The 22014-nt window shown below is 39.9% G+C and carries 23 protein-coding genes; 13 read left to right on the top strand and 10 right to left on the bottom strand.

Annotated features, from left to right (window positions below; genetic code table 11):
- Positions 1–202: 202 nt before the first annotated feature.
- From ACNO7B_RS14565 to ACNO7B_RS14585, 5 genes are all read left to right on the top strand, one after another.
- The gene (locus ACNO7B_RS14565; RefSeq protein WP_417901638.1) at positions 203–1285 is read left to right on the top strand and encodes a BMP family lipoprotein; all 1083 of its coding nucleotides are present in this window, start codon (positions 203–205) and stop codon (positions 1283–1285) included.
- 159 nt (positions 1286–1444) lie between these two features.
- Positions 1445–2980, top strand: a complete 1536-nt coding sequence (locus tag ACNO7B_RS14570; RefSeq protein ID WP_017358950.1) for an ABC transporter ATP-binding protein — start codon at positions 1445–1447, stop codon at positions 2978–2980.
- Positions 2973–4019, top strand: a complete 1047-nt coding sequence (locus ACNO7B_RS14575) for an ABC transporter permease (RefSeq protein ID WP_410685511.1) — start codon at positions 2973–2975, stop codon at positions 4017–4019. Before ACNO7B_RS14570 ends, ACNO7B_RS14575 begins: the two co-directional genes overlap by 8 nt.
- Positions 4020–4979, top strand: coding sequence for an ABC transporter permease (locus ACNO7B_RS14580; protein WP_008345835.1), 960 nt, complete (start codon positions 4020–4022; stop codon positions 4977–4979).
- Positions 4980–5158: 179 nt separating this feature from the next.
- Positions 5159–6496 carry a 2-hydroxycarboxylate transporter family protein gene (locus tag ACNO7B_RS14585; RefSeq protein WP_017367956.1) on the top strand — a complete coding sequence of 446 codons (1338 nt, stop codon included), beginning with the start codon at positions 5159–5161 and terminating at the stop codon, positions 6494–6496.
- A gap of 76 nt (positions 6497–6572) precedes the next feature.
- Here ACNO7B_RS14585 and ACNO7B_RS14590 read toward each other — a convergent pair whose 3' ends face one another.
- A complete protein-coding gene (locus tag ACNO7B_RS14590; RefSeq protein ID WP_019744044.1) occupies positions 6573–6782 on the bottom strand; it encodes a hypothetical protein in 210 nt (69 codons plus the stop codon).
- 219 nt (positions 6783–7001) lie between these two features.
- Between ACNO7B_RS14590 and ACNO7B_RS14595 the strand changes: the two genes are divergently transcribed.
- Genes ACNO7B_RS14595 through mnhG form a run of 7 tightly spaced genes read left to right on the top strand, consistent with a single transcriptional unit; the run spans position 7002 to position 12778 of the window.
- On the top strand, positions 7002–9413 hold the full coding sequence (locus tag ACNO7B_RS14595; RefSeq protein ID WP_410685512.1) for a Na+/H+ antiporter subunit A: 2412 nt from the start codon (positions 7002–7004) through the stop codon (positions 9411–9413).
- On the top strand, positions 9410–9841 hold the full coding sequence (locus ACNO7B_RS14600) for a Na(+)/H(+) antiporter subunit B (protein ID WP_410685513.1): 432 nt from the start codon (positions 9410–9412) through the stop codon (positions 9839–9841). Before ACNO7B_RS14595 ends, ACNO7B_RS14600 begins: the two co-directional genes overlap by 4 nt.
- A complete protein-coding gene (locus ACNO7B_RS14605; protein WP_003213576.1) occupies positions 9841–10182 on the top strand; it encodes a Na(+)/H(+) antiporter subunit C in 342 nt (113 codons plus the stop codon). Before ACNO7B_RS14600 ends, ACNO7B_RS14605 begins: the two co-directional genes overlap by 1 nt.
- On the top strand, positions 10175–11653 hold the full coding sequence (locus tag ACNO7B_RS14610; protein WP_019744043.1) for a Na+/H+ antiporter subunit D: 1479 nt from the start codon (positions 10175–10177) through the stop codon (positions 11651–11653). Before ACNO7B_RS14605 ends, ACNO7B_RS14610 begins: the two co-directional genes overlap by 8 nt.
- Positions 11654–11659: 6 nt before the next feature.
- The gene (locus tag ACNO7B_RS14615; protein WP_008345848.1) at positions 11660–12139 is read left to right on the top strand and encodes a Na+/H+ antiporter subunit E; all 480 of its coding nucleotides are present in this window, start codon (positions 11660–11662) and stop codon (positions 12137–12139) included.
- Positions 12139–12420: a Na(+)/H(+) antiporter subunit F1 gene (locus ACNO7B_RS14620; RefSeq protein ID WP_008345849.1), complete on the top strand. Its 282-nt coding sequence runs from the start codon at positions 12139–12141 to the stop codon at positions 12418–12420. Before ACNO7B_RS14615 ends, ACNO7B_RS14620 begins: the two co-directional genes overlap by 1 nt.
- Positions 12404–12778, top strand: coding sequence for a monovalent cation/H(+) antiporter subunit G (gene mnhG, locus ACNO7B_RS14625; protein WP_035701201.1), 375 nt, complete (start codon positions 12404–12406; stop codon positions 12776–12778). The genes ACNO7B_RS14620 and mnhG overlap by 17 nt, the downstream gene beginning before the upstream one ends.
- A gap of 79 nt (positions 12779–12857) precedes the next feature.
- On the opposite strand, the gene ACNO7B_RS14630 is transcribed toward mnhG, so the two are convergent.
- The 6 genes from ACNO7B_RS14630 to degQ form a co-directional block, all read right to left on the bottom strand.
- Complete coding sequence (locus ACNO7B_RS14630) at positions 12858–13247, bottom strand: hotdog fold thioesterase (protein WP_008345855.1); 390 nt, start codon at positions 13245–13247, stop codon at positions 12858–12860.
- Positions 13248–13270: 23 nt separating this feature from the next.
- Positions 13271–13912 (bottom strand): response regulator transcription factor, encoded by a 642-nt coding sequence (locus tag ACNO7B_RS14635; RefSeq protein WP_007500477.1) that lies wholly within the window; start codon positions 13910–13912, stop codon positions 13271–13273.
- A gap of 80 nt (positions 13913–13992) precedes the next feature.
- Positions 13993–16299: an ATP-binding protein gene (locus tag ACNO7B_RS14640; RefSeq protein WP_017367961.1), complete on the bottom strand. Its 2307-nt coding sequence runs from the start codon at positions 16297–16299 to the stop codon at positions 13993–13995.
- A 13-nt stretch (positions 16300–16312) separates the two neighbouring features.
- The gene (comX, locus tag ACNO7B_RS14645) at positions 16313–16483 is read right to left on the bottom strand and encodes a competence pheromone ComX (RefSeq protein ID WP_017358941.1); all 171 of its coding nucleotides are present in this window, start codon (positions 16481–16483) and stop codon (positions 16313–16315) included.
- Positions 16461–17384 carry a polyprenyl synthetase family protein gene (locus tag ACNO7B_RS14650; protein ID WP_008345863.1) on the bottom strand — a complete coding sequence of 308 codons (924 nt, stop codon included), beginning with the start codon at positions 17382–17384 and terminating at the stop codon, positions 16461–16463. The genes comX and ACNO7B_RS14650 overlap by 23 nt, the downstream gene beginning before the upstream one ends.
- A gap of 151 nt (positions 17385–17535) precedes the next feature.
- Positions 17536–17676, bottom strand: coding sequence for a degradation enzyme regulation protein DegQ (gene degQ / locus ACNO7B_RS14655; RefSeq protein ID WP_003213123.1), 141 nt, complete (start codon positions 17674–17676; stop codon positions 17536–17538).
- 505 nt (positions 17677–18181) lie between these two features.
- On the opposite strand from degQ, the gene ACNO7B_RS14660 reads away from it, so the two are divergent.
- Complete coding sequence (locus tag ACNO7B_RS14660) at positions 18182–18535, top strand: hypothetical protein (RefSeq protein ID WP_019744042.1); 354 nt, start codon at positions 18182–18184, stop codon at positions 18533–18535.
- 36 nt (positions 18536–18571) lie between these two features.
- On the opposite strand, the gene ACNO7B_RS14665 is transcribed toward ACNO7B_RS14660, so the two are convergent.
- From ACNO7B_RS14665 to ACNO7B_RS14675, 3 genes are all read right to left on the bottom strand, one after another.
- Positions 18572–19798, bottom strand: a complete 1227-nt coding sequence (locus ACNO7B_RS14665) for an EAL and HDOD domain-containing protein (protein ID WP_035701209.1) — start codon at positions 19796–19798, stop codon at positions 18572–18574.
- A 140-nt stretch (positions 19799–19938) separates the two neighbouring features.
- Positions 19939–21408, bottom strand: a complete 1470-nt coding sequence (locus tag ACNO7B_RS14670) for a nicotinate phosphoribosyltransferase (protein ID WP_007500472.1) — start codon at positions 21406–21408, stop codon at positions 19939–19941.
- A 17-nt stretch (positions 21409–21425) separates the two neighbouring features.
- A complete protein-coding gene (locus ACNO7B_RS14675; RefSeq protein ID WP_008345872.1) occupies positions 21426–21977 on the bottom strand; it encodes a cysteine hydrolase family protein in 552 nt (183 codons plus the stop codon).
- Positions 21978–22014: the final 37 nt, after the last annotated feature.

Below are 22014 nucleotides of genomic sequence, written 5' to 3' on the forward strand. Positions count from 1 at the left end.
TTTATTCGATGGGAAATGATAAATTATGATTGATTAGTTCAACGAGATATAAGTCTGATGTCTTACATCTTCTCTCCTGTTTCCATCAATTTTAAAAGAATGCAGGATAAAATACCCTTTTCACAAGGATAAGAGAAGTCAAGAGTCGGTCTTTTTTCGCGAGACTTTTCTGAAACTTTTAAATTTTATAGGGGGTTATGTTTTGAAGAAGCGCAAAATTGGACTTGCATTGTCCTTAGTCGTAGCAGCAGGAACCATCCTTGGAGCATGCGGCAACTCTGGCTCAAACAGCGGTGAAAACAAAAAAGATAAAGATCAATTCACTGTTGCAATGGTAACTGATGTCGGTGGTGTCGATGACAAATCGTTTAACCAATCAGCTTGGGAAGGTTTACAAGCATTTGGGAAAGACAACAATTTAACAAAAGGTAAAAATGGCTTTGATTACTTACAATCCAAAACGGATGCAGATTATCCAACAAATTTAAATACACTTGTTAGACAAAAATTTAACCTGATTTATGGTATCGGCTATAAAATGGAGAGTGCCATTTCTAAAATAGCTGATCAGCGAAAAGATTCCAAATTTGCAATTGTGGATGCAGTTGTTGATAAGAAGAACGTAGCTAGTATTACATTTAACGAAAACGAAGGGTCCTTCCTTGTAGGTGTTGCAGCGGCTCTTTCTACAAAATCAAACAAAATTGGTTTTGTTGGCGGCGTTGATTCTGAATTAATCAGAAAATTCGAAGTTGGTTTCCGTGCAGGCGTTGAAGCAGCTAATCCAAAAGCAAAAGTTGAAGTGAAATATGCTGGTGCATTTGATAAAGCAGACATCGGTAAAGCAACAGCTGAAAGTATGTACAAATCTGGCGTTGACATTATTTATCATGCAGCTGGAGGTACTGGAACTGGTGTATTTACAGAAGCAACCAATTTAAAAAAGGCAGATCCAAATCGAAATGTTTGGGTTATCGGTGTTGATAAAGACCAGTATGACGAAGGTAAAGTACCTGGAACAAAACAAAGTGTCACTCTTACTTCTATGATTAAGAAAGTAGACACAGCGGTACAAGACTTAACAACAAAAGCAAAAGAAGGTAAATTCCCTGGTGGCGAAGTCATCACGTACGGTCTGAAAGAAGGCGGCGTTGACATCTCTCCATCTCAAGAGAATCTTAATAAAGATGTATTGAAGAAAGTCGAAGAATGGAAACAAAAAATCATCAAGGGTGAAGTGAAAATCCCTGCAACACGTGATGAACTAAAAGATTTTAAAGCTTAATTTGTGCATCGGGATAAGCGCGTCTTATCCCCTTGCCTCTCCTTTACCTCCTCTTTATTCGTAAAAGGTGGTAAAAGAAAAGCTGCAGCCTTGTTTTGCAGCTTTTCTTTTGCTAGTTTTTATCTTCATCAGCACCCTAAAAAAGGAGCGGTTAAACCTGTGGATTATGTCATTGAAATGTTGAATATACGCAAAGAATTCCCTGGCATTGTAGCAAATGATAACATTACGCTGCAGCTAAAAAAGGGCGAAATTCATGCGCTGCTTGGTGAAAACGGCGCTGGAAAATCAACGCTCATGAACGTGCTTTTCGGACTGTATCAGCCTGAAAAAGGTGAAATTAAGGTACACGGAAAACCGGTTACAATCTCAAGCCCAAATGATGCAAGTGATTTAGGCATTGGAATGGTCCATCAGCATTTTATGCTAGTTGATACATTTACTGTGGCTGAAAACATCATTTTAGGAAAAGAGCCAAAGAAATTTGGAAAGATTGACAAAGAACAAGCCATTCAGCAAGTGCAGGAACTTTCTGACCGTTATGGACTGAAAATAGACCCTGCCGCTAAAGTATCTGACATCTCAGTCGGTATGCAGCAGCGAGCAGAAATCTTAAAAACACTATACCGCGGCGCTGACATCTTGATCTTCGACGAACCAACAGCCGTCTTAACACCTCAAGAAATAAAAGAACTCATACAAATTATGAAAAACTTAATCAATGAAGGCAAATCGATTATTTTAATTACCCACAAGTTAAAAGAAATTATGGATGCCTGTCATCGCGTGACCATTATCCGAAAAGGGCAAGGTATTCGTACACTTGATGTGGAACACACAAACAAAGACGAGCTTGCCAGTTTAATGGTCGGCCGCGAAGTCTCATTTAAAACAGACAAAAAAGCAGCCTCCCCTGCTGAAGAAGTCTTGCAAATTCAAGATCTCACTGTCAAAGATACGCGAGGAATTGAAGCTGTGAAACAACTCAATTTATCAGTGAAAGCCGGTGAGATTGTCGGAATTGCGGGTGTAGACGGAAATGGTCAATCTGAATTAATTGAAGCCATTACAGGTCTGAAAAAATCCGAATCTGGCACGATCATGCTAAACGGGAAAGCCATTCAAAATCTCCCGCCTCGTAAAGTCACAGAATCTGGTATCGGACATATTCCTCAAGACCGTCATAAGCACGGACTTGTCCTTGATTTTTCAATTGGAGAAAATATTTCCTTACAAACGTATTATCAGCGTCCATATTCGAAGTTTGGCTTGATGAATATGAAAAATATTTATCAAAAAGCAAAACAAATCATTGCTGAATACGACGTACGGACACCTAGTGAATATACAGAAGCACGTGCGCTATCAGGTGGTAACCAGCAAAAAGCCATTATTGGCCGTGAAGTGGACCGAAATCCTGATTTATTAATTGCCGCACAGCCGACACGCGGACTTGACGTCGGAGCCATTGAGTTTGTTCATAAGCGTCTGATTGAACAAAGGGATGCAGGCAAAGCCGTTCTGCTCATCTCCTTTGAGCTTGATGAAATTATCAATGTCAGTGATAAGATTGCCGTTATTTTCGAAGGCAGCATTATTGCCATTGTTGATCCAAAAGAAACAACAGAGCAAGAACTTGGTCTGTTAATGGCTGGAAGTACGCAACAGGAAGTGGGGAAAGAAGCAAATGTCTAATCGCTTAACAAATCTGCTGATTCCGCTTATCGCCATTGTACTTGGTCTTTTCGTTGGGGCCATCATTATGGTGGCAAGCGGTTATAGTGTCATCGAAGGTTATAGCGCCCTTTGGAATGGCGTATTCGGTGAAACGTATTATATGGGAGAAACCATCCGACAAGTCACGCCTTATATTTTATCAGGACTTGCTGTTGCCTTTGCATTTCGGACAGGCCTCTTTAATATCGGAGTAGAAGGTCAACTTCTCATTGGCTGGATTGCATCTGTATGGATAGGAACAACCGTCCATGCACCTGCGTATATCCACCTGCCTCTTGCACTGATCACTGCAGCAGCTGCTGGTGCATTATGGGGCTTTATTCCTGGGTTTTTAAAAGCGCGTTTTTATGTTCATGAAGTGATTGTCACTATTATGATGAATTACATTGCACTTCATGTGACTAATTTTATTATTACAAATGTTCTTACAGATCATAAAGATAAAACAGATAATATCAATTCCACTGCCTCATTACACTCTGATTTTTTTGAAAAAATCACTGATTTTTCAAGCATGCATAACGGAATCATTGTAGCTGTCCTATCTGCCGTTATTATGTGGATTATTATCCAAAAAACCTCTAAAGGGTTTGAATTGCGTGCTGTTGGTATGAATCAGCACGCATCCCAATATGCTGGAATGAATGTGAGAAAAAACATTATATATTCCATGCTCATTTCTGGTGCCTTTGCAGGTCTTGCAGGTGCGATGGAAGGGCTCGGAACCTTTGAATATGCATCAATAAAAGATGCCTTCACTGGCGTTGGTTTTGACGGAATCGCTGTTGCCTTATTAGGCGGAAACACAGCTATTGGTGTCGTCTTAGCTGCATTATTGCTTGGTGGATTGAAAGTCGGGGCTTTAAACATGCCGCTTGAATCTGGCGTACCGACTGAGGTCGTTGATATTGTGATTGCGATCATTATTCTTTTCGTTGCCTCAAGCTATATCATCCGTCTTGTCATTCAACAATTGAAGAAAAAGGGGGGAAAATAAGTGGGATTTCTGCAAATTCTTGAAATCATCGTCCCTGCTACACTCGTTTATGCTGCACCACTTATTTTAACCGCTCTTGGAGGCGTCTTTTCAGAAAGATCAGGTGTCGTCAATATCGGTCTTGAAGGTTTGATGGTCGTCGGAGCATTTTCTAGTATTATTTTTAACTTAATGTTTGCTGATACGTTTGGGGCCTTGACCCCGTGGCTCGGTCTACTTGTTGGTATGGCCATTGGCGGCGTGTTCTCACTCATTCACGCTGTTGCCACGATTACGTTCAGAGCAGATCAAACGGTCAGTGGTGTTGCGATTAACATGCTTGCCCTTGGTGCTACGCTTTTTGTTGTCAAACTGATTTATGGCAAAGCACAAACGGATAAAATTACAGAACCTTTCTATAAAGGAGATATTCCCCTTTTAAGTGATATTCCGATCATTGGTGATATTTTCTTTAAAGATGTGTATTATACGTCCATTCTCGCATTAGTTCTTGCCGTTGTCGCTTGGTTTGTTTTATTTAAAATGCCGTTTGGCTTGCGACTTCGTGCAGTCGGAGAGCATCCAATGGCAGCTGATACAATGGGAATCAAGGTATACCGGATGCGCTATATCGGCGTCTTCATTAGTGGTCTTTTTGGCGGTCTTGGCGGAGCTGTGTATGCATCGACCATCGCTCTTGACTTTTCACACGCCACCATTACAGGACAAGGCTTCATTGCGTTAGCCGCCCTTGTTTTCGGGAAATGGCACCCATTTGGCGCTATGGGCGCTGCTTTATTCTTTGGATTTGCACAAAGCTTAAGCATCATTGGCTCTCTGCTTCCGCTATTTCAAGATATCCCGAACGTGTACATGCTCATTGCACCATATGTGCTGACGATCCTAGCTCTTACTGGCTTCATTGGACGAGCAGACGCACCAAAAGCACTTGGTACTCCTTATTTAAAAGGAAAACGATAAATAAATACCATGTATGATCAATCCCCTGAAGGACAAACTATCTTCAGGGGATTTTTGTATGATAAAAACGACAAAACCCCCGTTTATTTTACTTTTATTACACTTAATTTAGTTTAATAAATAGATGAGTGTCACAGAATCTTCTACAATTGAGACAAATAGCATTTGGGGGTGTTTATGTGGCTAATACACAACAATTGAAATCGATTACAAACGATTCTGACAATAATAAAAGCGTTTTCCGGAAAATTCTTTCTTGGAAAATTGGTGTTATTGATCTACCTGTGTATATAGTACTTGCAGCGATTATTTTAACTGCCGCTTATTTTAATAAAATTCCAGCAAATATGCTTGGTGGTTTCGCTGTTATTATGATTTTAGGGATTTTCCTAGGAGATGTAGGACAACGTATTCCAATCTTAAAAGATATTGGTGGACCGGCGATTCTTTCTTTATTCGTACCATCGTTCCTGGTCTTTTTTCATGTTCTGAATCCAAACTCGTTGGAAGCGGTTACGTCTCTGATGAAAACGTCGAACTTCCTATACTTCTATATATCTGCTCTTGTAGTAGGTAGTATTCTTGGGATGCAACGAACTGTTTTAGTACAAGGCCTTATTCGTATGTTTGTTCCTCTTGTTGCAGGTACAATTACAGCTGTAGCTGCTGGAATTCTAGTGGGTCTTCTAGTTGGTTACACACCGCATCATTCGTTCTTCTTTATCATTGTACCGATTATTGCCGGTGGTGTCGGTGAAGGGATATTGCCATTATCGATTGCTTATTCACAAATTCTTGGTGTATCAGCAGAGTCATTAATTTCTCAATTGATTCCGGCTGCTGTCATTGGGAACGTCATTGCCATCATTTGTGCTGGCGCAATGAAAAAGCTTGGTGAAAAACGCCCTGAACTAAACGGGAACGGAAGACTTGTTAAATCAAAAGAAGCAAATGAAATCTTCGAACAGCCTGACATGGATACTAAAGTTGACTTCAGCTTAATGGGTGCAGGTGTACTTGTTGCTTGTACAACCTTTATCTTTGGCGGCTTATTAGAAAGTTTTGTTCATATTCCAGGTCCAATCTTAATGATTGTTCTTGCTGCATTAATCAAATACTTAAACGTGATGCCTCAGCATTTGCAAAACGGCTCACAGCAGTTCTACAAGTTTGTATCGAAAAGCTTTACATGGCCTCTAATGGTTGGTTTAGGAATTCTATACATTCCACTTGATGATGTGGCCACTGTTATTTCGATTCCTTTCGTATGTGTATGTATTGCTGTTGTTCTAGGCATGGTTGGTTCTGGTTACTTTGTTGGTAAATTCATGAACATGTATCCAGTTGAATCTGCAATTGTGACTGGCTGTCACAGTGGATTAGGCGGTACTGGTGACGTTGCGATTCTTTCAGCTTCTGGAAGAATGGGCCTTATGCCTTTCGCTCAAGTCTCTACACGTCTTGGCGGAGCAGCAACCGTTATTTGCGCAACAATCTTACTTAGAATGTTTACTTAAAAAAAGAAACAAAAAGCATGTCCCTTACGAAAAAAAAGGACATGCTTTTTTTATATTTCTTTTCTCCCATACATCCTCATTCATCAGCTAATACAATTCGTATATACTCCCGTGGCTGAAAAGGATACTGTTTCGCCTGCGGATAGGTCATATGGAGGAGTTGTTCAGAAAATAGCGGCCATTCACTCCCGGCCTGCCACCTTTTTTGATCATTTCGTTCAATCAAGAATGCTCCTCCTAAAATCGTGCAGAATATGCTTAAGCTGATGGCGATCTTTCGTTTCATTTGATCAGCTCCTTTAAGAAAAGCATGTACGAAAAACAAAACAATATACAACGAGTTTCATTTTTGATAAAATATTTTTTGTGGTCAAAAGAACTCAAAACAATTTCGATTTGCCGTAAATCAGTTCAAACCAATGCACTATGTCTGTATTTACGCTATAATTTTAGTTACCAGTTCTTTAGAACGTGAATTTATATTGATCAAAGGAGGTTCATTTTCTTGCAGCTTATTCACTTCGCCATCCTATCACCTTTTTTACTTGCCTTTGTCGTCCCTTTTCTCTTTAAATACGTAAGGCGTATACATACAGGATGGTTTGTTCTCATCTTGCCTATTCTTTTATTTACCTATTTCATCCAAATGCTCCAGATCACCTCGAATGGACGAACGTTGTTCTCACAAGCTGAATGGATTCCCTCTCTAGGGATGAATTTCACTGTGTATGTAGATGGTCTCAGCCTGTTATTTGCTTTACTCATCACAGGTATTGGTGCACTTGTGGTACTGTACAGTATTTTCTACTTATCAAAGGAAAAAGAACAGCTTGGCTCTTTCTATACGTATTTATTAATGTTTATGACCGCTATGCTCGGTGTTGTCCTCTCTGACAACATGGTCGTACTTTATTTGTTCTGGGAGCTAACAAGTATCTCTTCCTTCCTCTTAATTGGGTATTGGTATAAGCGTGAGCGTTCTCGTTACGGAGCAACCAAATCACTGCTTATTACGGTGTTTGGCGGATTAGCTATGCTTGGCGGCTTCATCCTCATTTACCTGATCACTGATTCATTCAGTATTCGCGAAGCAGTCAATCAGCTTCAGCTCATTATGGCATCACCTTATTTCATCCCTGCGATGGTGCTCATTTTACTAGGGGCCTTCACGAAATCAGCGCAGTTCCCATTTTATATTTGGCTGCCTGATGCTATGGAAGCACCAACCCCTGTAAGCAGTTATCTGCATTCTGCTACTATGGTCAAAGCCGGTATTTATCTGGTTGCCCGCTTTAGTCCGATTTTTGCTATATCAGAGGTGTGGTTTTGGACCATTTCGATTGTCGGACTTATCACACTATTCTGGGGATCTTTCCACGCCGTTCGGCAAAATGATTTGAAAGCCATTCTGGCCTTCTCGACAGTGAGTCAACTCGGGATGATTATGCTCATGCTAGGAGTAGGCGCAGCTGCCATTCATGAAAACAACCCTGCCTTTTTTGGCGCAGCCGTTCTTGCTGCTATTTTTCATCTCATTAACCACGCGACCTTTAAAGGTAGTCTCTTTATGGCAGCAGGGATTATCGATCACGAAACAGGTACACGTGATATTCGCAAATTAGGTGGATTAATGACCATCATGCCAATTACCTTTACAATTACGTTAATTGGTACATTCTCGATGGCTGGACTCCCGCCTTTTAATGGATTTTTAAGTAAAGAGCTATTTTTTACAAGTATGATCCGGATTTCTGAGATCAGCTTTACGGATGTGTCAACATGGGGGGCTATCTTCCCTGCTATCGCATGGCTCGCTAGTGTGTTTACGTTCATCTATAGTATGATGATCGTCTTCAAAACATTTAGAGGTCGTCTGAATGTCGATCAATTGGAGAAAAAACCGCATGAAGCACCAATTGGTATGCTGATCCCGCCAATTATTTTAGCTGCACTTGTGGTCACGTTCTTCTTTTTCCCTAATATTCTGGCCTATTCAGTCATTGAACCTGCCATGCAAGCTATCATTCCTGAGGCCATTCAAACAGGAAGCCGCTTTGCCGTAAAAATTGAAGCGTGGCATGGATTCAAGCCAGAGCTTTACATGACAATTGGTGTAGTTGCGCTCGGTACCATTGGCTATTTAACGCTGTCAAAATGGCGCCCAATGTACAACATATTTAAAGAAAAATGGTCATTTAACGCTTTATATGATCGTTCGCTTATAGGTGTAGAAAAAGGGGCTTACCGCCTAACAAACAGTTATATGACAGGATTCCTTCGTGACTATCTTGTCTATGTATTTGGGTTTATGATTATCGTGCTTGGCAGCGTGATGTTCTACAAGCAAGCCTTCTCTTTTCAAACTGAGCATGCTGCATCAATCGGCACGTACGAAGTCATCCTTTCACTTGTGATGGTCGCAGCGACAGTCACGACTGTATTTGCTCGTTCACGCTTAACAGCTATTATTGCGCTAGGTGTTATGGGCTACACGCTGTCACTATTCTTCGTGATTTTCAGAGCACCTGACCTTGCGCTGACACAGCTCATTATTGAAACCATTTCAGTCGCACTGTTTTTACTTTGCTTCTATCATTTGCCAAAGCTGAGCCTGAAGCAAAAAACACGAAGATTTAAATTAACAAATTTGATCATCTCATTAGGTGTTGGAGTCGTTGTCACCTGTCTTGCTTTCGCTTCAACAAGCCAGCAGTCTCTTGACACGATTTCAACGTACTTCATTGAAAACAGCTACAAACTAGCTGGCGGAGACAATATTGTCAATGTCATTCTTGTCGATTTCAGGGGCTTTGATACACTCTTTGAGATTACAGTGCTGGCTATTGCGGCACTTGGTATTTATGGATTATTAAAAGTAAAAACACAAGGAAAACGGAAGAGAGGCGTACGGCGATGAGAAAGATTGATACGAATGATATGCTCTTACAAGTCACAACAAAAATTACAGCATTCATCATCTTTCTTTTCTCACTTCACCTATTCCTTGCAGGACATAACAATCCTGGCGGAGGATTCATTGGCGGTTTGATGAGTGCTGGCGCTGTCGTCCTTCTGCTTTTAGCCTATGACCTTAAAACAGTGAGACGCATTTTACCATTTGACTTTATTTATGTGGCTGGTGTCGGTTTGCTCATTGCCATCCTAACAGGTATGGGGTCTTTTCTGTTCGGAGCACCTTTCCTATCCCATGCATTTGGTTATTTCCAACTGCCGTTTCTAGGGAAAACAGAATTGGCGACAGCGGTCCTGTTTGATATCGGTGTGTATTTAGTTGTTGTTGGTGTCACCATGACCATTATTCAAACGATTGGAGAGAAGGAATAATGGAATTTCTAATGTCTATTATCGTCGGAATTATTTTTATGGCAGCGACCTATTTAATGCTTTCAAAAAGCCTTCTACGGGTCATCGTCGGTACTGCCGTTTTAAGTCACGGCGTCCATTTGCTTCTATTAACAATGGGCGGCTTAAAAAAGGGAGCACCTCCTATTTTGAAAGAGGGGCTCACATCCTATGTAGATCCATTGCCACAAGCATTAATTTTAACAGCCATTGTCATTGCTTTTGGTGTAACATCCTTTTTGCTCGTGATGGCCTTCCGTGCCTTCCAAGAGCTGAGAACAGATGACATGGATCAAATGAGAGGAAATGATCAGCATGAATAATCTCGTGATCCTGCCTATATTAATTCCATTACTAGCTGCTACATTATTAATTTTTATGAATAAAAACACCATGCTGTCGAGAGGCTTTAGTGTGTTTGCATCTCTTTTAGCCATTATCTGTAATGTCTATTTGGTCCAAACGATTTTCACAAACGGCATACAAACTCTTTATTTGGGCGGCTGGAAAGCACCGTTTGGCATTGCCCTTGTGGCTGATCAGTTTGCTGCGCTTCTTGTGCTGACCGCTTCCATTGTTGGACTTGTCACAGTTCTTTTTTCCTTTCAAACGATTGGGAAAGAAAGAGAGAGGCTGTTCTATTATTCTGGTGTCCAATTCTTGTTAGCTGGCGTCAGTGGTGCCTTTTTAACGGGAGATATTTTCAACCTGTTTGTCTTCTTTGAATTGTTGCTGATGGCATCTTATATGCTCATTGTTCTGGGTGGTTCAAAGCCTCAGCTTCGTGAATCACTGAAATACATTGTGTTTAATATTATCTCATCGGCATTATTTATTGTTGGCGTAGCGTGTTTATATGCAGTCACAGGCACACTGAACATGGCTGATTTAAGTGTGAAAATAGCTGAATCTGGGCAAACAGGGTTAATCACCGTGATTGCCATTCTGTTCCTGATTGTATTTGGCTTAAAAGCTGGGGTCTTCCCGCTTTATTTCTGGTTGCCAGGGTCTTATCATGCACCGCCGGCAGCGATTTCAGCTTTGTTTGGTGCACTGCTGACAAAGGTCGGGCTATATGCGATTGCCAGAGTCTTTACGCTCATCTTTATACATGATACAGGTTTTACACATACAATTATGGCCTGGCTTGCCGCTCTAACGGTTATATTCGGTGTCATTGGCTCTATCGCCTATTCTGATGTGCAAAAAATTGTGATTTATAACATTGTCACAGCTGTTGGTGTCATTTTGTTTGGGATTGCGGCCAATACACCGGCATCACTTCAAGGCGCCATTTATTACCTCATTCACGATATGGTGATCAAAGGAGCTCTATTTATGCTCGCAGGGGCACTGTTTGTGTATGCTGGAACCAATCATCTGAAAAAAATGGGTGGGCTGATTCAATCCCAGCCTCTACTCGGCTGGATGTTCTTCATATCGGCTTTATCACTTGCGGGTATTCCTCCGCTAAGTGGATTTGTTGGCAAGCTGAAAATTGTTGAAGGTGGGTTTTCTGCTGGGTACATGACGTTCTCTATCCTTGTTTTACTGTCCAGTCTTCTTGTCCTTTATTCTGTTATGAGAATTTTCATGCTCGCGTTTTGGGGAGAGGAACAGGATATGCGAAGAAGAAAGCCATCCATTAGAGGAATGGTGTATCCTGGGGTACTGCTTGTTATCTTATCGCTTGCGATTGGATTAGGCACAGAATTCATTGCACCTTATATCAATCAAGCTGCGGAAATGCTTTCAACACCAGAAAAATATATTCAAGCTGTGCTGAAGGAGTAGATGAACATGGCCTTTCAAATATTATTAAACGCTCTCCTCGCCTTTACATGGATGTTTATGAATGATACATACAGAGCTGCAGACTTTGTATCAGGCTTTGCACTAGGGATGATCGCCATTTTTATGCTACGGCGATTCTTCCCGCAACGTTTTTACGGCTATGCCCTTTATGCAATTTTCAAGCTCGTCATCATTTTTATCAGAGAGCTGCTTCTTGCCAATTTGAGTGTACTCAAGACGGTGTTATCTCCAAAGCTTAAGATCAAGCCTGGTATTTTCGCCTTTCGTACAGATTTAAAAACAGATTGGGAAATCACCATACTGGCTAATATGATTACATTAACACCTGGTACACTGGTCATTGATATTTCGGATGATCGTTCGATTTTATATATTCATGCGATGGATATTGAAGATGCTGAAAAAGCCATCCACGATATTCGGGTATCATTTGAAAAAGCGATTCAGGAGGTGAGCGGTAAGTAATGGAACTGATCTTGCAAATGTCACTTGGGATTCTTGCGCTGTCTACTTTGCTTTTTGTGATACGGGTTATCAAAGGACCTTCTATTCCTGATCGCGTTAGTGCGCTTGATGCGATAGGAATCAACTTAATTGGGATGACAGCCATCGTGTCTATCTTACTGAAAACCACTACGTTCTTTGAAATTATTTTACTGCTCGGTATTCTTGCCTTTATCGGCACTGTCGCTTTTTCCAAATTCCTTGAGAAAGGGGAAGTGATTGAAAATGATCGTCATCGCTAAAGCGATCGTGATTTTCTTTATTCTGCTTGGCGCCATTCTTTGTCTGGTCTCAGCCATTGGTGTCCTTCGCCTACCGGATGTTTACACACGTATGCATGCTGCATCAAAAGCATCGACACTTGGTGTTGTTCTCATTTTAGTTGGTGTATTCTTTCATGAATGGTTTCTTGCAGGGATCATCTCTGCGAAAATCCTGCTTGGGATTGTCTTTATCTTTCTGACCGCACCAGTCGGCGCTCATTTGATCGGAAGAGCCGCTTACAACACTGGTGTGAAAATGGACAAACGAAGTGTCCAAGATGATTATGGCGGTTTCCGTAACTTTGTCATTAAACGAAAAGAAGACTCTTATTTATAAATGAAGAACCTGACATTCAGGTCTTGTTCACTTTACTAAAAGGGTATTAAAAAAAGCTTCCGCTGCACCGGGAGCTTTTTTATATGCGATCAATGACAGCGAGTGTACATCTTGACGTACAGATATGACGGTCTCGATCATCTTTTATATCGATTTGGAATACCATTGTACGCCGTCCTACATGTACAGGAACAGCTGTAGCTGTCACCACTCCATCACGTACAGATTTTAAATGATTGGCATTGATTTCAATACCTGAACAAACCTGCTGAGTTAAGTCCAAATGAGCAGCAGCACCCATGCTTGCCACTGTTTCTGCTAGAGCAGCTGATGCTCCTCCGTGCAGTAATCCAAATGGCTGTTTTGTTCGGTGATCGACTGGCATTGTCGCCACGCATCGTGACGTATTGCATTCCACAATCTCAATCCCCAGTGCCTCAAGCAGTGTATTTGAACCACTCACATCCATCAAGGCCCTCTCCCTTCACACGTTTACAGCACACTTTCCGATTTTGCAATTAACACCGCTTCTGTTCGAGATCCAACATTCAGCTTATTAAAGATGGAGGTCAAACTGTATTCAATCGAGCGTTTGCTCAAATGAAGCACATCGGCGATCTCTTGGTTTGTGTACCCTTTTTCCACTTCTCTTAAGATTAAACATTCACGCTCTGTTAACAGCTCATGATCCGTCTGCTGCGCCTGTTCTGGCTTCTCTTGCTGCTGTGAAATTAATTTCTTTAAATAGGATAGCTGAATGACAACTTCTCCTTGCAATGTGCGGTGTATGTATTCAATAATTTTGTCTTTTGTCTCTGTTTTACTTATTGCACCATGCAATCCAGCTCGAATGGCCTCTTCGAAATAATCATCTACTTCATATCCTGTATAAATGATAATTTTCACTTGTTGATTCGTTTCTAGAATTTGTTTGGCAATGTCCATTCCATTGATATCCCCGAGATTTAAATCCATCAAGATCACATCATAGATGGAAAAGTCATGCGTCTTTAAAAAGGCGCCTTCTGCATCAGGACTTAAACAATCGACTGATAGCTGCTGATCTGATTCTAATATGCTTTTTGTCCCTTCCATGACAGCCGGATGATCATCAATGACCAATATCTTCTTCATGTCTTCCTCCCTTTAAATCACTCACTTCCATTTTATATAAAAGACTTGGCAGATGCCAAGTCTTATTCCTTAAGAAATCGTTACAATTCCATTTCAATTTTCACCTTGAGCCCTTTTTCAGGTGCTGTGTGAATTTGAAGCTTTCCATTTAGAGCTTTGACTCGTTCCCTTATGCCAGAAAGACCCATGCTCATCGTGTGCTGATCAAGCTGGCTTGCATCAAATCCGACTCCATCGTCCTCATAATGGAGAACAACTTGATCTTTAATACAAATGAGCATCACTAAGACTTGGCTGGCCTTAGAATGCTTCAACGCATTGGATAACAGCTCCTGCACAATCCGGTAAATATTCAGCTGTGAGTCAATATCAATGTCCAATTCTTTATCAAAGCGGGTTGTATTCAGCCTAATATGAAATGGCGCTTCCTCTTGAATTTGCGAAGTCAGCTTCGAAATTGCCTTCACTAACCCCAAATCATAGAGGAGCTGCGGCCGAAGTTCATGACATGTTTCTCTCGTGGTTTGAATCACCTTAGACATTTGTTCATTCCAAGAGATCAGCGAATTTTCAATAGATGTTGGGCATTGGTTGTTTTGGAAATTGGTTAAGAACATCTCGGACTGTCTCTTCAGTGAAATCAAATCCTGCAGCACAGAATCATGAAGATCCCTCGCTAAATCTGAGCGCTGCTTTTCTTCCATGGCGAACATGACTTTCTTCAGCCAGGCGGGATTGGCTTCCCGCTGTTTCAAATCCTCAAGATGCTCCATCAATTCTTCAATCTTGACGACATTTTCTAAACTGACACTTGTGTAAAATGCCAATGTTTTCAGCCATGAAATTTCATCGCGGGTCAGCTTAGGTGTCCGTAAATTAGATAAACAGCAAATCACAAACGAGTGACCGCCCCGCTCACCAATTTTCATCATAAACCCTTTATCAAGCCCGATGATTTTACCAACTTCACCTAAAATATCTTGAAATTGATCCACATACTCTTTCCATAGCTGGCTTTCTTCTATTGATTCATCAATTTCAACAATTTGTCCATCTGCCTTCACTTCAAGCACAAAGGCTTTGTTCACAACAAGTACTTCTAAGATGGTGTATTTTAAATGATACAATACTTGATGAAGTGATGACGCCTCACGAATAAGCTGTGTAAATTTAAATACACTATCCTGATAATTATGCTTCTCTGAAAACCGCTTCAATCGAAAACGGAAATCGATAATTTCTTTAAAGTAGAAGACGGTAAGCATAAGAATGTACGTGATAATTGTAAATTTCACTGTATAGAAATTTGCATTTGGCTTTTGAATAAAATCAAAAAGAACAACCACAAGTATTGTTGGTGTAATTGCTAAAAAACCGTAGTATTTAATCCTTCCCATAAAGAAATCAACATTATATAGCTTATTTGACATAAATTGATAGACTAAGAAAAAAGGAATTAAAAGAACAAACGATGCAACAACATACGGTGAAATAAAATATATACCAAAAAAATAAGGAATGATAAAAAATAGCATGAATGGACTGAATGCTGAGATTAAAATGAGTGCAAATGCTCGAAGTACATTGCTGACTTCATTGTCTTTCAATTTTTTAGCAGCCCTTATAGTGATAATAATCGAAAGGAAAGCCAGAACAAAAAATGAAAGTAAATTGACATATGCTAATAGATCTACTGGTCCTGCTTTATTTTTATAGAATAAAACTAATAAAACGTTAGTCACTGGAACTAGATACAAATAAAAAAGAACTCGACGACGAATAATTTCTGTTCCTAATTCTTTTAAATATTGATACATAAAGTGCATATATAGTGGAGGTACAATATTCATTGTAACGATTACAAGAATACGACTGATAGCCTCACCTTTTCCAGAACCACCAGAACTTACATAACCTATAGACACCGCCAAAAGAAATAAAGCTAAAATATAAGCTGACTCTTTTTGGTTTGCTTTATTCATTTTTAAAATCATAAATATACAAAATAGACAGATGGAATAAAGAATGACTGGTATTAGATAAATAAACAGATTCGCTTGACTCAATAACCTTACATTCTCTAAATCAATTTTATCACCATGTCTATCAACGACTAAACTTTTAACATTAGCTAAAAAACCTCTTTTAACTTCTTCAACTGGTTTTTTATTCCCATTCACTTCAAGTATGATATCGCCTTTCCTAACTCCAGCTAGATAGCTATCTGTAAAATTATCGACATCCACTACCTCAAGTTGACCCTGACTATTTTCCTTAACAGCTGCTCCAACAAAAATATTAAATACGTTGATATAAGAGATGTAAATCACATAGATGAAGCTAAGGATAACTAATATAACTGTTAACTTAGAGTAAAACTTTCTCATAATATTTATCTACTCAAGCAGTTGCCCATATGATTGCTTTAATAACGTCTTCTTTCTGGAATCCGTCAACAATAATACTTGCAGTTTCTTGATCAACGTGAAGCAATGATGCGTTCCCATTAGCAATTTGATTTAATGTTGAAGGATTCTCCACTAAATAACTAACCAATTCCTGAATTTTCATCTTCTCCATCTCCATTTAAAAAAAGTATCAGTTTTTTCTTTTTTGAAGCCTCTAAATGTAGTTTCTTGAATGCTTCTTTAAACTTATTTCTGAGAAGGTTTCTCATAATAAATACATATTGTTGAGCACCAGATTTTTTTAATTTATCCTTTAATTCTTCAGAGCCGGCACTCTTATCCTTTGATTGAAAATAACTGAGCAAGTCTGAACTAGATGGATTAAATTCATTTTTCAAGTAAACTAGCGGTAATGTTTGCATTCTTTTAAAGTCAATATTATCTTTATTAAAAAGACCTAGATAGTCATTTTCAAGCTGTTCCGCCATTCCTAGGTAATAAGCATATTCTTCTACCTTCTTTTCAAAAGAACCTGTTGCCAAAACAACACCTAACACACAAGGTAATACAAACAGTGACCCTGCTTTTAACTTCATGATATTTAAACAATCCTGCTCATTCTCTGGCTCCAGTGTCATATCTATATGCTGCCCTTGCATTGACTGAATGGAATAAGAATATACATTGTTTAAAAGCTTCGCTCCATGATCAAGCTTTGAAAACACATCAAAACTCAATGCAAAGAGAACATTCGCCGCATTAATCGCAATTCCGCTCTGACATTTCATCCAAGGATACGAATCATTATCCTGATCTTCAATATCATCTAATATATCGGCAGATAAGATGAGAAGTTCAATCCCTGCTGCCAGTTTTGTAATCGCTTGCTTGTCTTGTCCGCCAAATGCCTCATAATGTTGGTAAGCCAATTGCCCAAAAGGAAATTCATTCTTTATATCTGTAAATTCGAGAAGCAGCTTTTGTAAATCATTTTGCCTGACTGCATGTTGAATAAAATCAGACATTTTCTGCTTGATTTTTGTATTCTCTAGATAGTTTAGCATACTCGATCTTGATCCTCACCCTCTCGCCTCTTATTTTACTAAAAAGAAATAAGCAAATGTCCACTGACATCACTATTTAACAATTATATAATAATATATCCTTTTTTTGTATGTATTTGGATAAAAAAAAGACTTGATGGTTATCAAGTCTTTACGAAATTTTCACATATTCATATTTGTCGTATTGATCAATGCTTTTGTTAATGTTATGAAGAGAAGCCGTTGTTTCTCTAATTTCGTTTTCAAGTTTCCATAATAGTTGTTTAAGTTCTTCGATTTCATACTTTTCCATCGATTCCACTCTCCTTTTTTGGAAGATCAATGTATTTGTGTATGTTGATTGGGTCATAAGTATTTGATCTGTTACTAACAGTGTAAATGCTATTGAGTATTTTTTCACCGAAAAGTATGCACAAAACGTGTGCGTGATACCGCAAAATTCAATAGGTCTTTTTTCATCATTTTCAGACTTTTCAAATGATACTTTTATCTCAATTTCAAAGGAAATACGTCATTTTTGCGACATGAACAGGCATCATTCGTCACAATTCTCACGATACAGAACATACGATCCCCCCTGTTTCCTCGGTTTTTCATGTTATAGGTCAGACGACAGGCTCTACTGTAGACACCGCAATTTTTTGGCGACATTCACCGAAATTGACCGCAAAAGTACCTATTTTTATGATGAATATGCAAAGGTAGAAAGATCATTTTGATTCTTTATTCGGATTTTCTTCATACATTTAGAACAGATATCCGTCCAAATTCACTTCAATGAGAGAAGAGGTGACCATGTGTTTTACTATGTTCCTTATCCGCCTTTGCAGGTTCCCGCAATGGGGAACGCATACCCGCGAACACCTATGACTTTTCCTCCAGTAGATGCTCATGCGTTTCAAAAGGCTGCAAAGGAATCAACCCGTCTCGTGGCTGATGCATCCCTCATTACACAGCAGATTTCCGGTTCGCTTTCGTTTGGACAGCGAATCATGGAAGCTGCTGAACGTGCTGACACCGCAAGTGTGATTCGAATGCTGAAGCAGATTGGGGTGAAAAGCAATATCGATATCCGCTTTAGTCCAGAAGGCATCCGCATCTACTTATCCCTCTCTTCCAGTAGGCTTTTTCTACTTTTACAGTGGGGATAACAAAGAAAAAGGCCGCTCTAGTGGGAGCGGCTTTTCTTAAGATTCAAACATTTTATGACACCATTCAATGGCTTCTATATAACAGCCGTAGGCTTCCTGCTTAGGGAGACTTCCACCTAACATCTCATCATCCCATTCATTTCGTTCAATACGTTTGGCAACGTCTAACACAAGGAAATAGTCATTTTCATAGCCAAGCAGTGCCTCACCTACTTCATCCGAAAGAGGCAGTTCTTTCACAAGTTCAGTAATGTCCGCCCTGACAAGCGTATCAATGAGTGAAAACATACCTGTTAGCATATAAGAAGCGGGATGCTCTCGTTCAGTCCGACTAGCAATGAGTTCACACGTTTTGGCACGAATGAACGACATTTTGATGATTTCCTTTTGGCTTGAGTTGGCTTGGACATTCAGTTCTTTAAATGAAAGGATAAAGATCCATCGCCGTATTTCATTAAATCCAAGCAGGATAATCGCCTGACGAATACTCTTGATTTGATAAAGACGTCTCATGCCGCCAGAATTCAGCATTTTTAATAATTGATATGAAAGGGAAAGATCACTTTCTATAAAGTGCGTCACGGTCTGAATATTCGGCTGCTCCTTGCTCAGCTCATTCAATAGCTGATGGTATGCGTGGAAGCTAGTCGATAAGGCTCGTCCCGAAATGACGTGCGGCTCACTAAAGAAATATCCTTGAAACAAATGGAAGCCAGCTTCTAACGCTTCTTCATATTCTTTTCGCGTTTCTACCTTTTCAGCAAGGAATCGAAGTCGATACTTTTTATATGTATGTAAAATGTCTCTTCGTTCTTCACATGTTGTTTTCAGAAAATCAATTTTTAAAATATCAATGCAATAGAGGAGTTCATCGAGTAACTTGTCATGAAAATGTGTTCCGCTGAGAAAGAAATCATCGAGCGCAATCGTGTATCCCCACTTTTTTAATTGCTTACATCTCATAATAAGTGCCGGGGTAATCGGTACATTTTCTAATATTTCGATCACAAGCTGATGTGGATCAAAATAAGTGAGCAGATCAGACGAAAGCAAGCTTTCGGTGAAATTGATGTAGCATCGTTTTCCTTCTGTCAGTGTTTCGATGCCAATGTTTAAAAAACTATTGATAATGAGGTCCGTTGTCGCTTGATCACCATCTTCAGCGCTATATGTATTGGTTTCACTATCTCTATAAAGCAGCTCGTATGATACGACTTGTTCTTTTCTGTTAAAAATAGGCTGCCTTGCAACAAACACCCTCAACTGCTCCATTCCTCCTTTATGCAATGACAAACAAGATGTGCCTTCAGTATACCAAATGATTGCCCATAAGGTTCATTTTGAATCGTCCAACATGAAAAAAAAGAGACCATCTGGCTTGATGATCTCCTTTCCCGGGGTAATCAGCTTTCATAAAGCTCTTTTTTGATTTTATTTTTCACATCATGGATAAACTGCATCTTATTATCCCAGCATTTTTGACTCAAATCGACTGGGTACTCTTCTGGTTTGCTGATTCGTTTGTATTCCTCCCAGAAGAGTCCGAGACTGTCCTGCACATATGCTTGAATCGTTTGGATATCTGGATTATCATACACCAGCTTCCCTTGTTCAAAAATTGGGACATGAAGGTCCTTTGCCACAAAATTTGTCACAAATTTGCTGATAAATGTATGAACTGGATGGAACATTTTCAGCTTATCTTCACTTTGAACATCTTCTTCTTCAAGGGCAATGTAGTCTCCCTCAGAGTGATGATTCAATTGATTGATAATGCGATACACTCGTTTACGGCCTGGTGTTGTCACTTTCTCTGGGTTAGAAGAAATTTTGATCGTGTCATTCATCTGACCGTTTTCTTCAATCGATACAAGCTTATATACAGCACCAAGAGCTGGCTGATCGAACGCGGTAATCAGTTTCGTTCCAACACCCCATACATCAATTTTTGCACCTTGTGCTTTTAAGTTCATAATGGTGTGTTCATCAAGATCGCTTGATGCAATGACTTTGGCGTCATGGAATCCAGCTTCATCCAGCATCGTTCTCGCCTTTTTAGACAAGTAGGCAAGGTCTCCGCTATCAAGTCTGACTCCAATAAAGTTGATTTTGTCTCCGAATTCTTTCGCTACCTTAATCGCATTTGGAATGCCTGATCTGACCGTATCATATGTATCCACTAAAAAGACACAGTCTGTATGTGTTTCGGCATATTTTCTAAATGCAGTATATTCGTCGCGATATGCTTGTACAAGTGCATGGGCATGTGTGCCTGATACGGGAATATTGAAGCGTTTCCCTGCACGGACATTACTTGTTGCCTGAAATCCGCCGATCAGTGCTGCTCTTGCTCCCCACATGGCTGCATCCATTTCATGCGCACGTCTTGTTCCGAATTCTAATGCTGTCTCATCTTCAATGATTCCTTTAATACGAGCCGCCTTTGTTGCAATTAGCGTCTGGAAGTTCACGATGTTGAGCAGTGCCGTTTCAATTAGCTGCGCTTCAACAAGTGTTGCCTCGATGCGCATAATAGGTTCATTCGCAAAGACAATTTCTCCTTCTCTCATTGAATGAAGTGTCCCTGTAAATGACAATCCGCTTAAGTATTCAATGAAATCGCTTTTATAACCGAGTTCATCTTTTAAATATGCAAGGTCGCTCTCGGTGAAGGAGAAGTCCGATAAATATTCAATCGCTTTCTCTAAACCAGCAAATACAGCGAAGCCGTTGTCAAATGGAAGCTTTCTAAAGAAGAGTTCAAAGACTGCCTTCTTCTCATGAATGCCGTCTCTCCAATACGTTTCTGCCATGTTAATTTGATAAAGATCTGTATGTAGTGATAAACTGTCGTCAATAAACCGATGCTCCAACTTCCATTCTCCTTCCCTTACTTAACCACTTTCGCACCAAGCGTATGCTCAAAGTGAGAAAGTGCCCACTCGTGCCCCGCTTCATTAAAACTCGCTACGGCATTCTCATGAATCACAAGTTCAAAGCCTTTATTGTACGCATCAACAGCTGTATGAAGTACACAAATATCGGTACACACTCCGGCTAGGTGAAGTTCAGTGATGCCACGCTCGCGCAGTTTCATTTCTAATTGAGTGCCTGCAAAAGCAGAGTATCTTGTTTTTTCCATATAATAGACATGATTTAAATGTGTTGACGTGTGAAATAGTGAACTTAGTTTTCCGTAAAGTTCAATTCCTTCTGTCCCGCGAATATTATGGGGCGGAAATAACTTTGTCTCTGGATGATATGGATCTTGCTCTTCATGATGATCGACGGCAAAAACAACAAAGTGTCCTTCATCAATAAATGAAGAAGTGATCTCTGTGATCTTCGACTCAATCGCCTGTCCAGGCTTTCCGCACGTCAGTTTTCCATCGTCTGCAACAAAATCAACTGTATAATCAATACAAATCAATGCTTTGCCCATCCGCATCTCTCCCATATGCTCTTTTGAATCATTATAG

It is taken from the genome of Bacillus sp. AK25 (genome assembly GCF_048270685.1).
In the GTDB taxonomy this organism is placed as follows: domain Bacteria; phylum Bacillota; class Bacilli; order Bacillales; family Bacillaceae; genus Bacillus; species Bacillus altitudinis.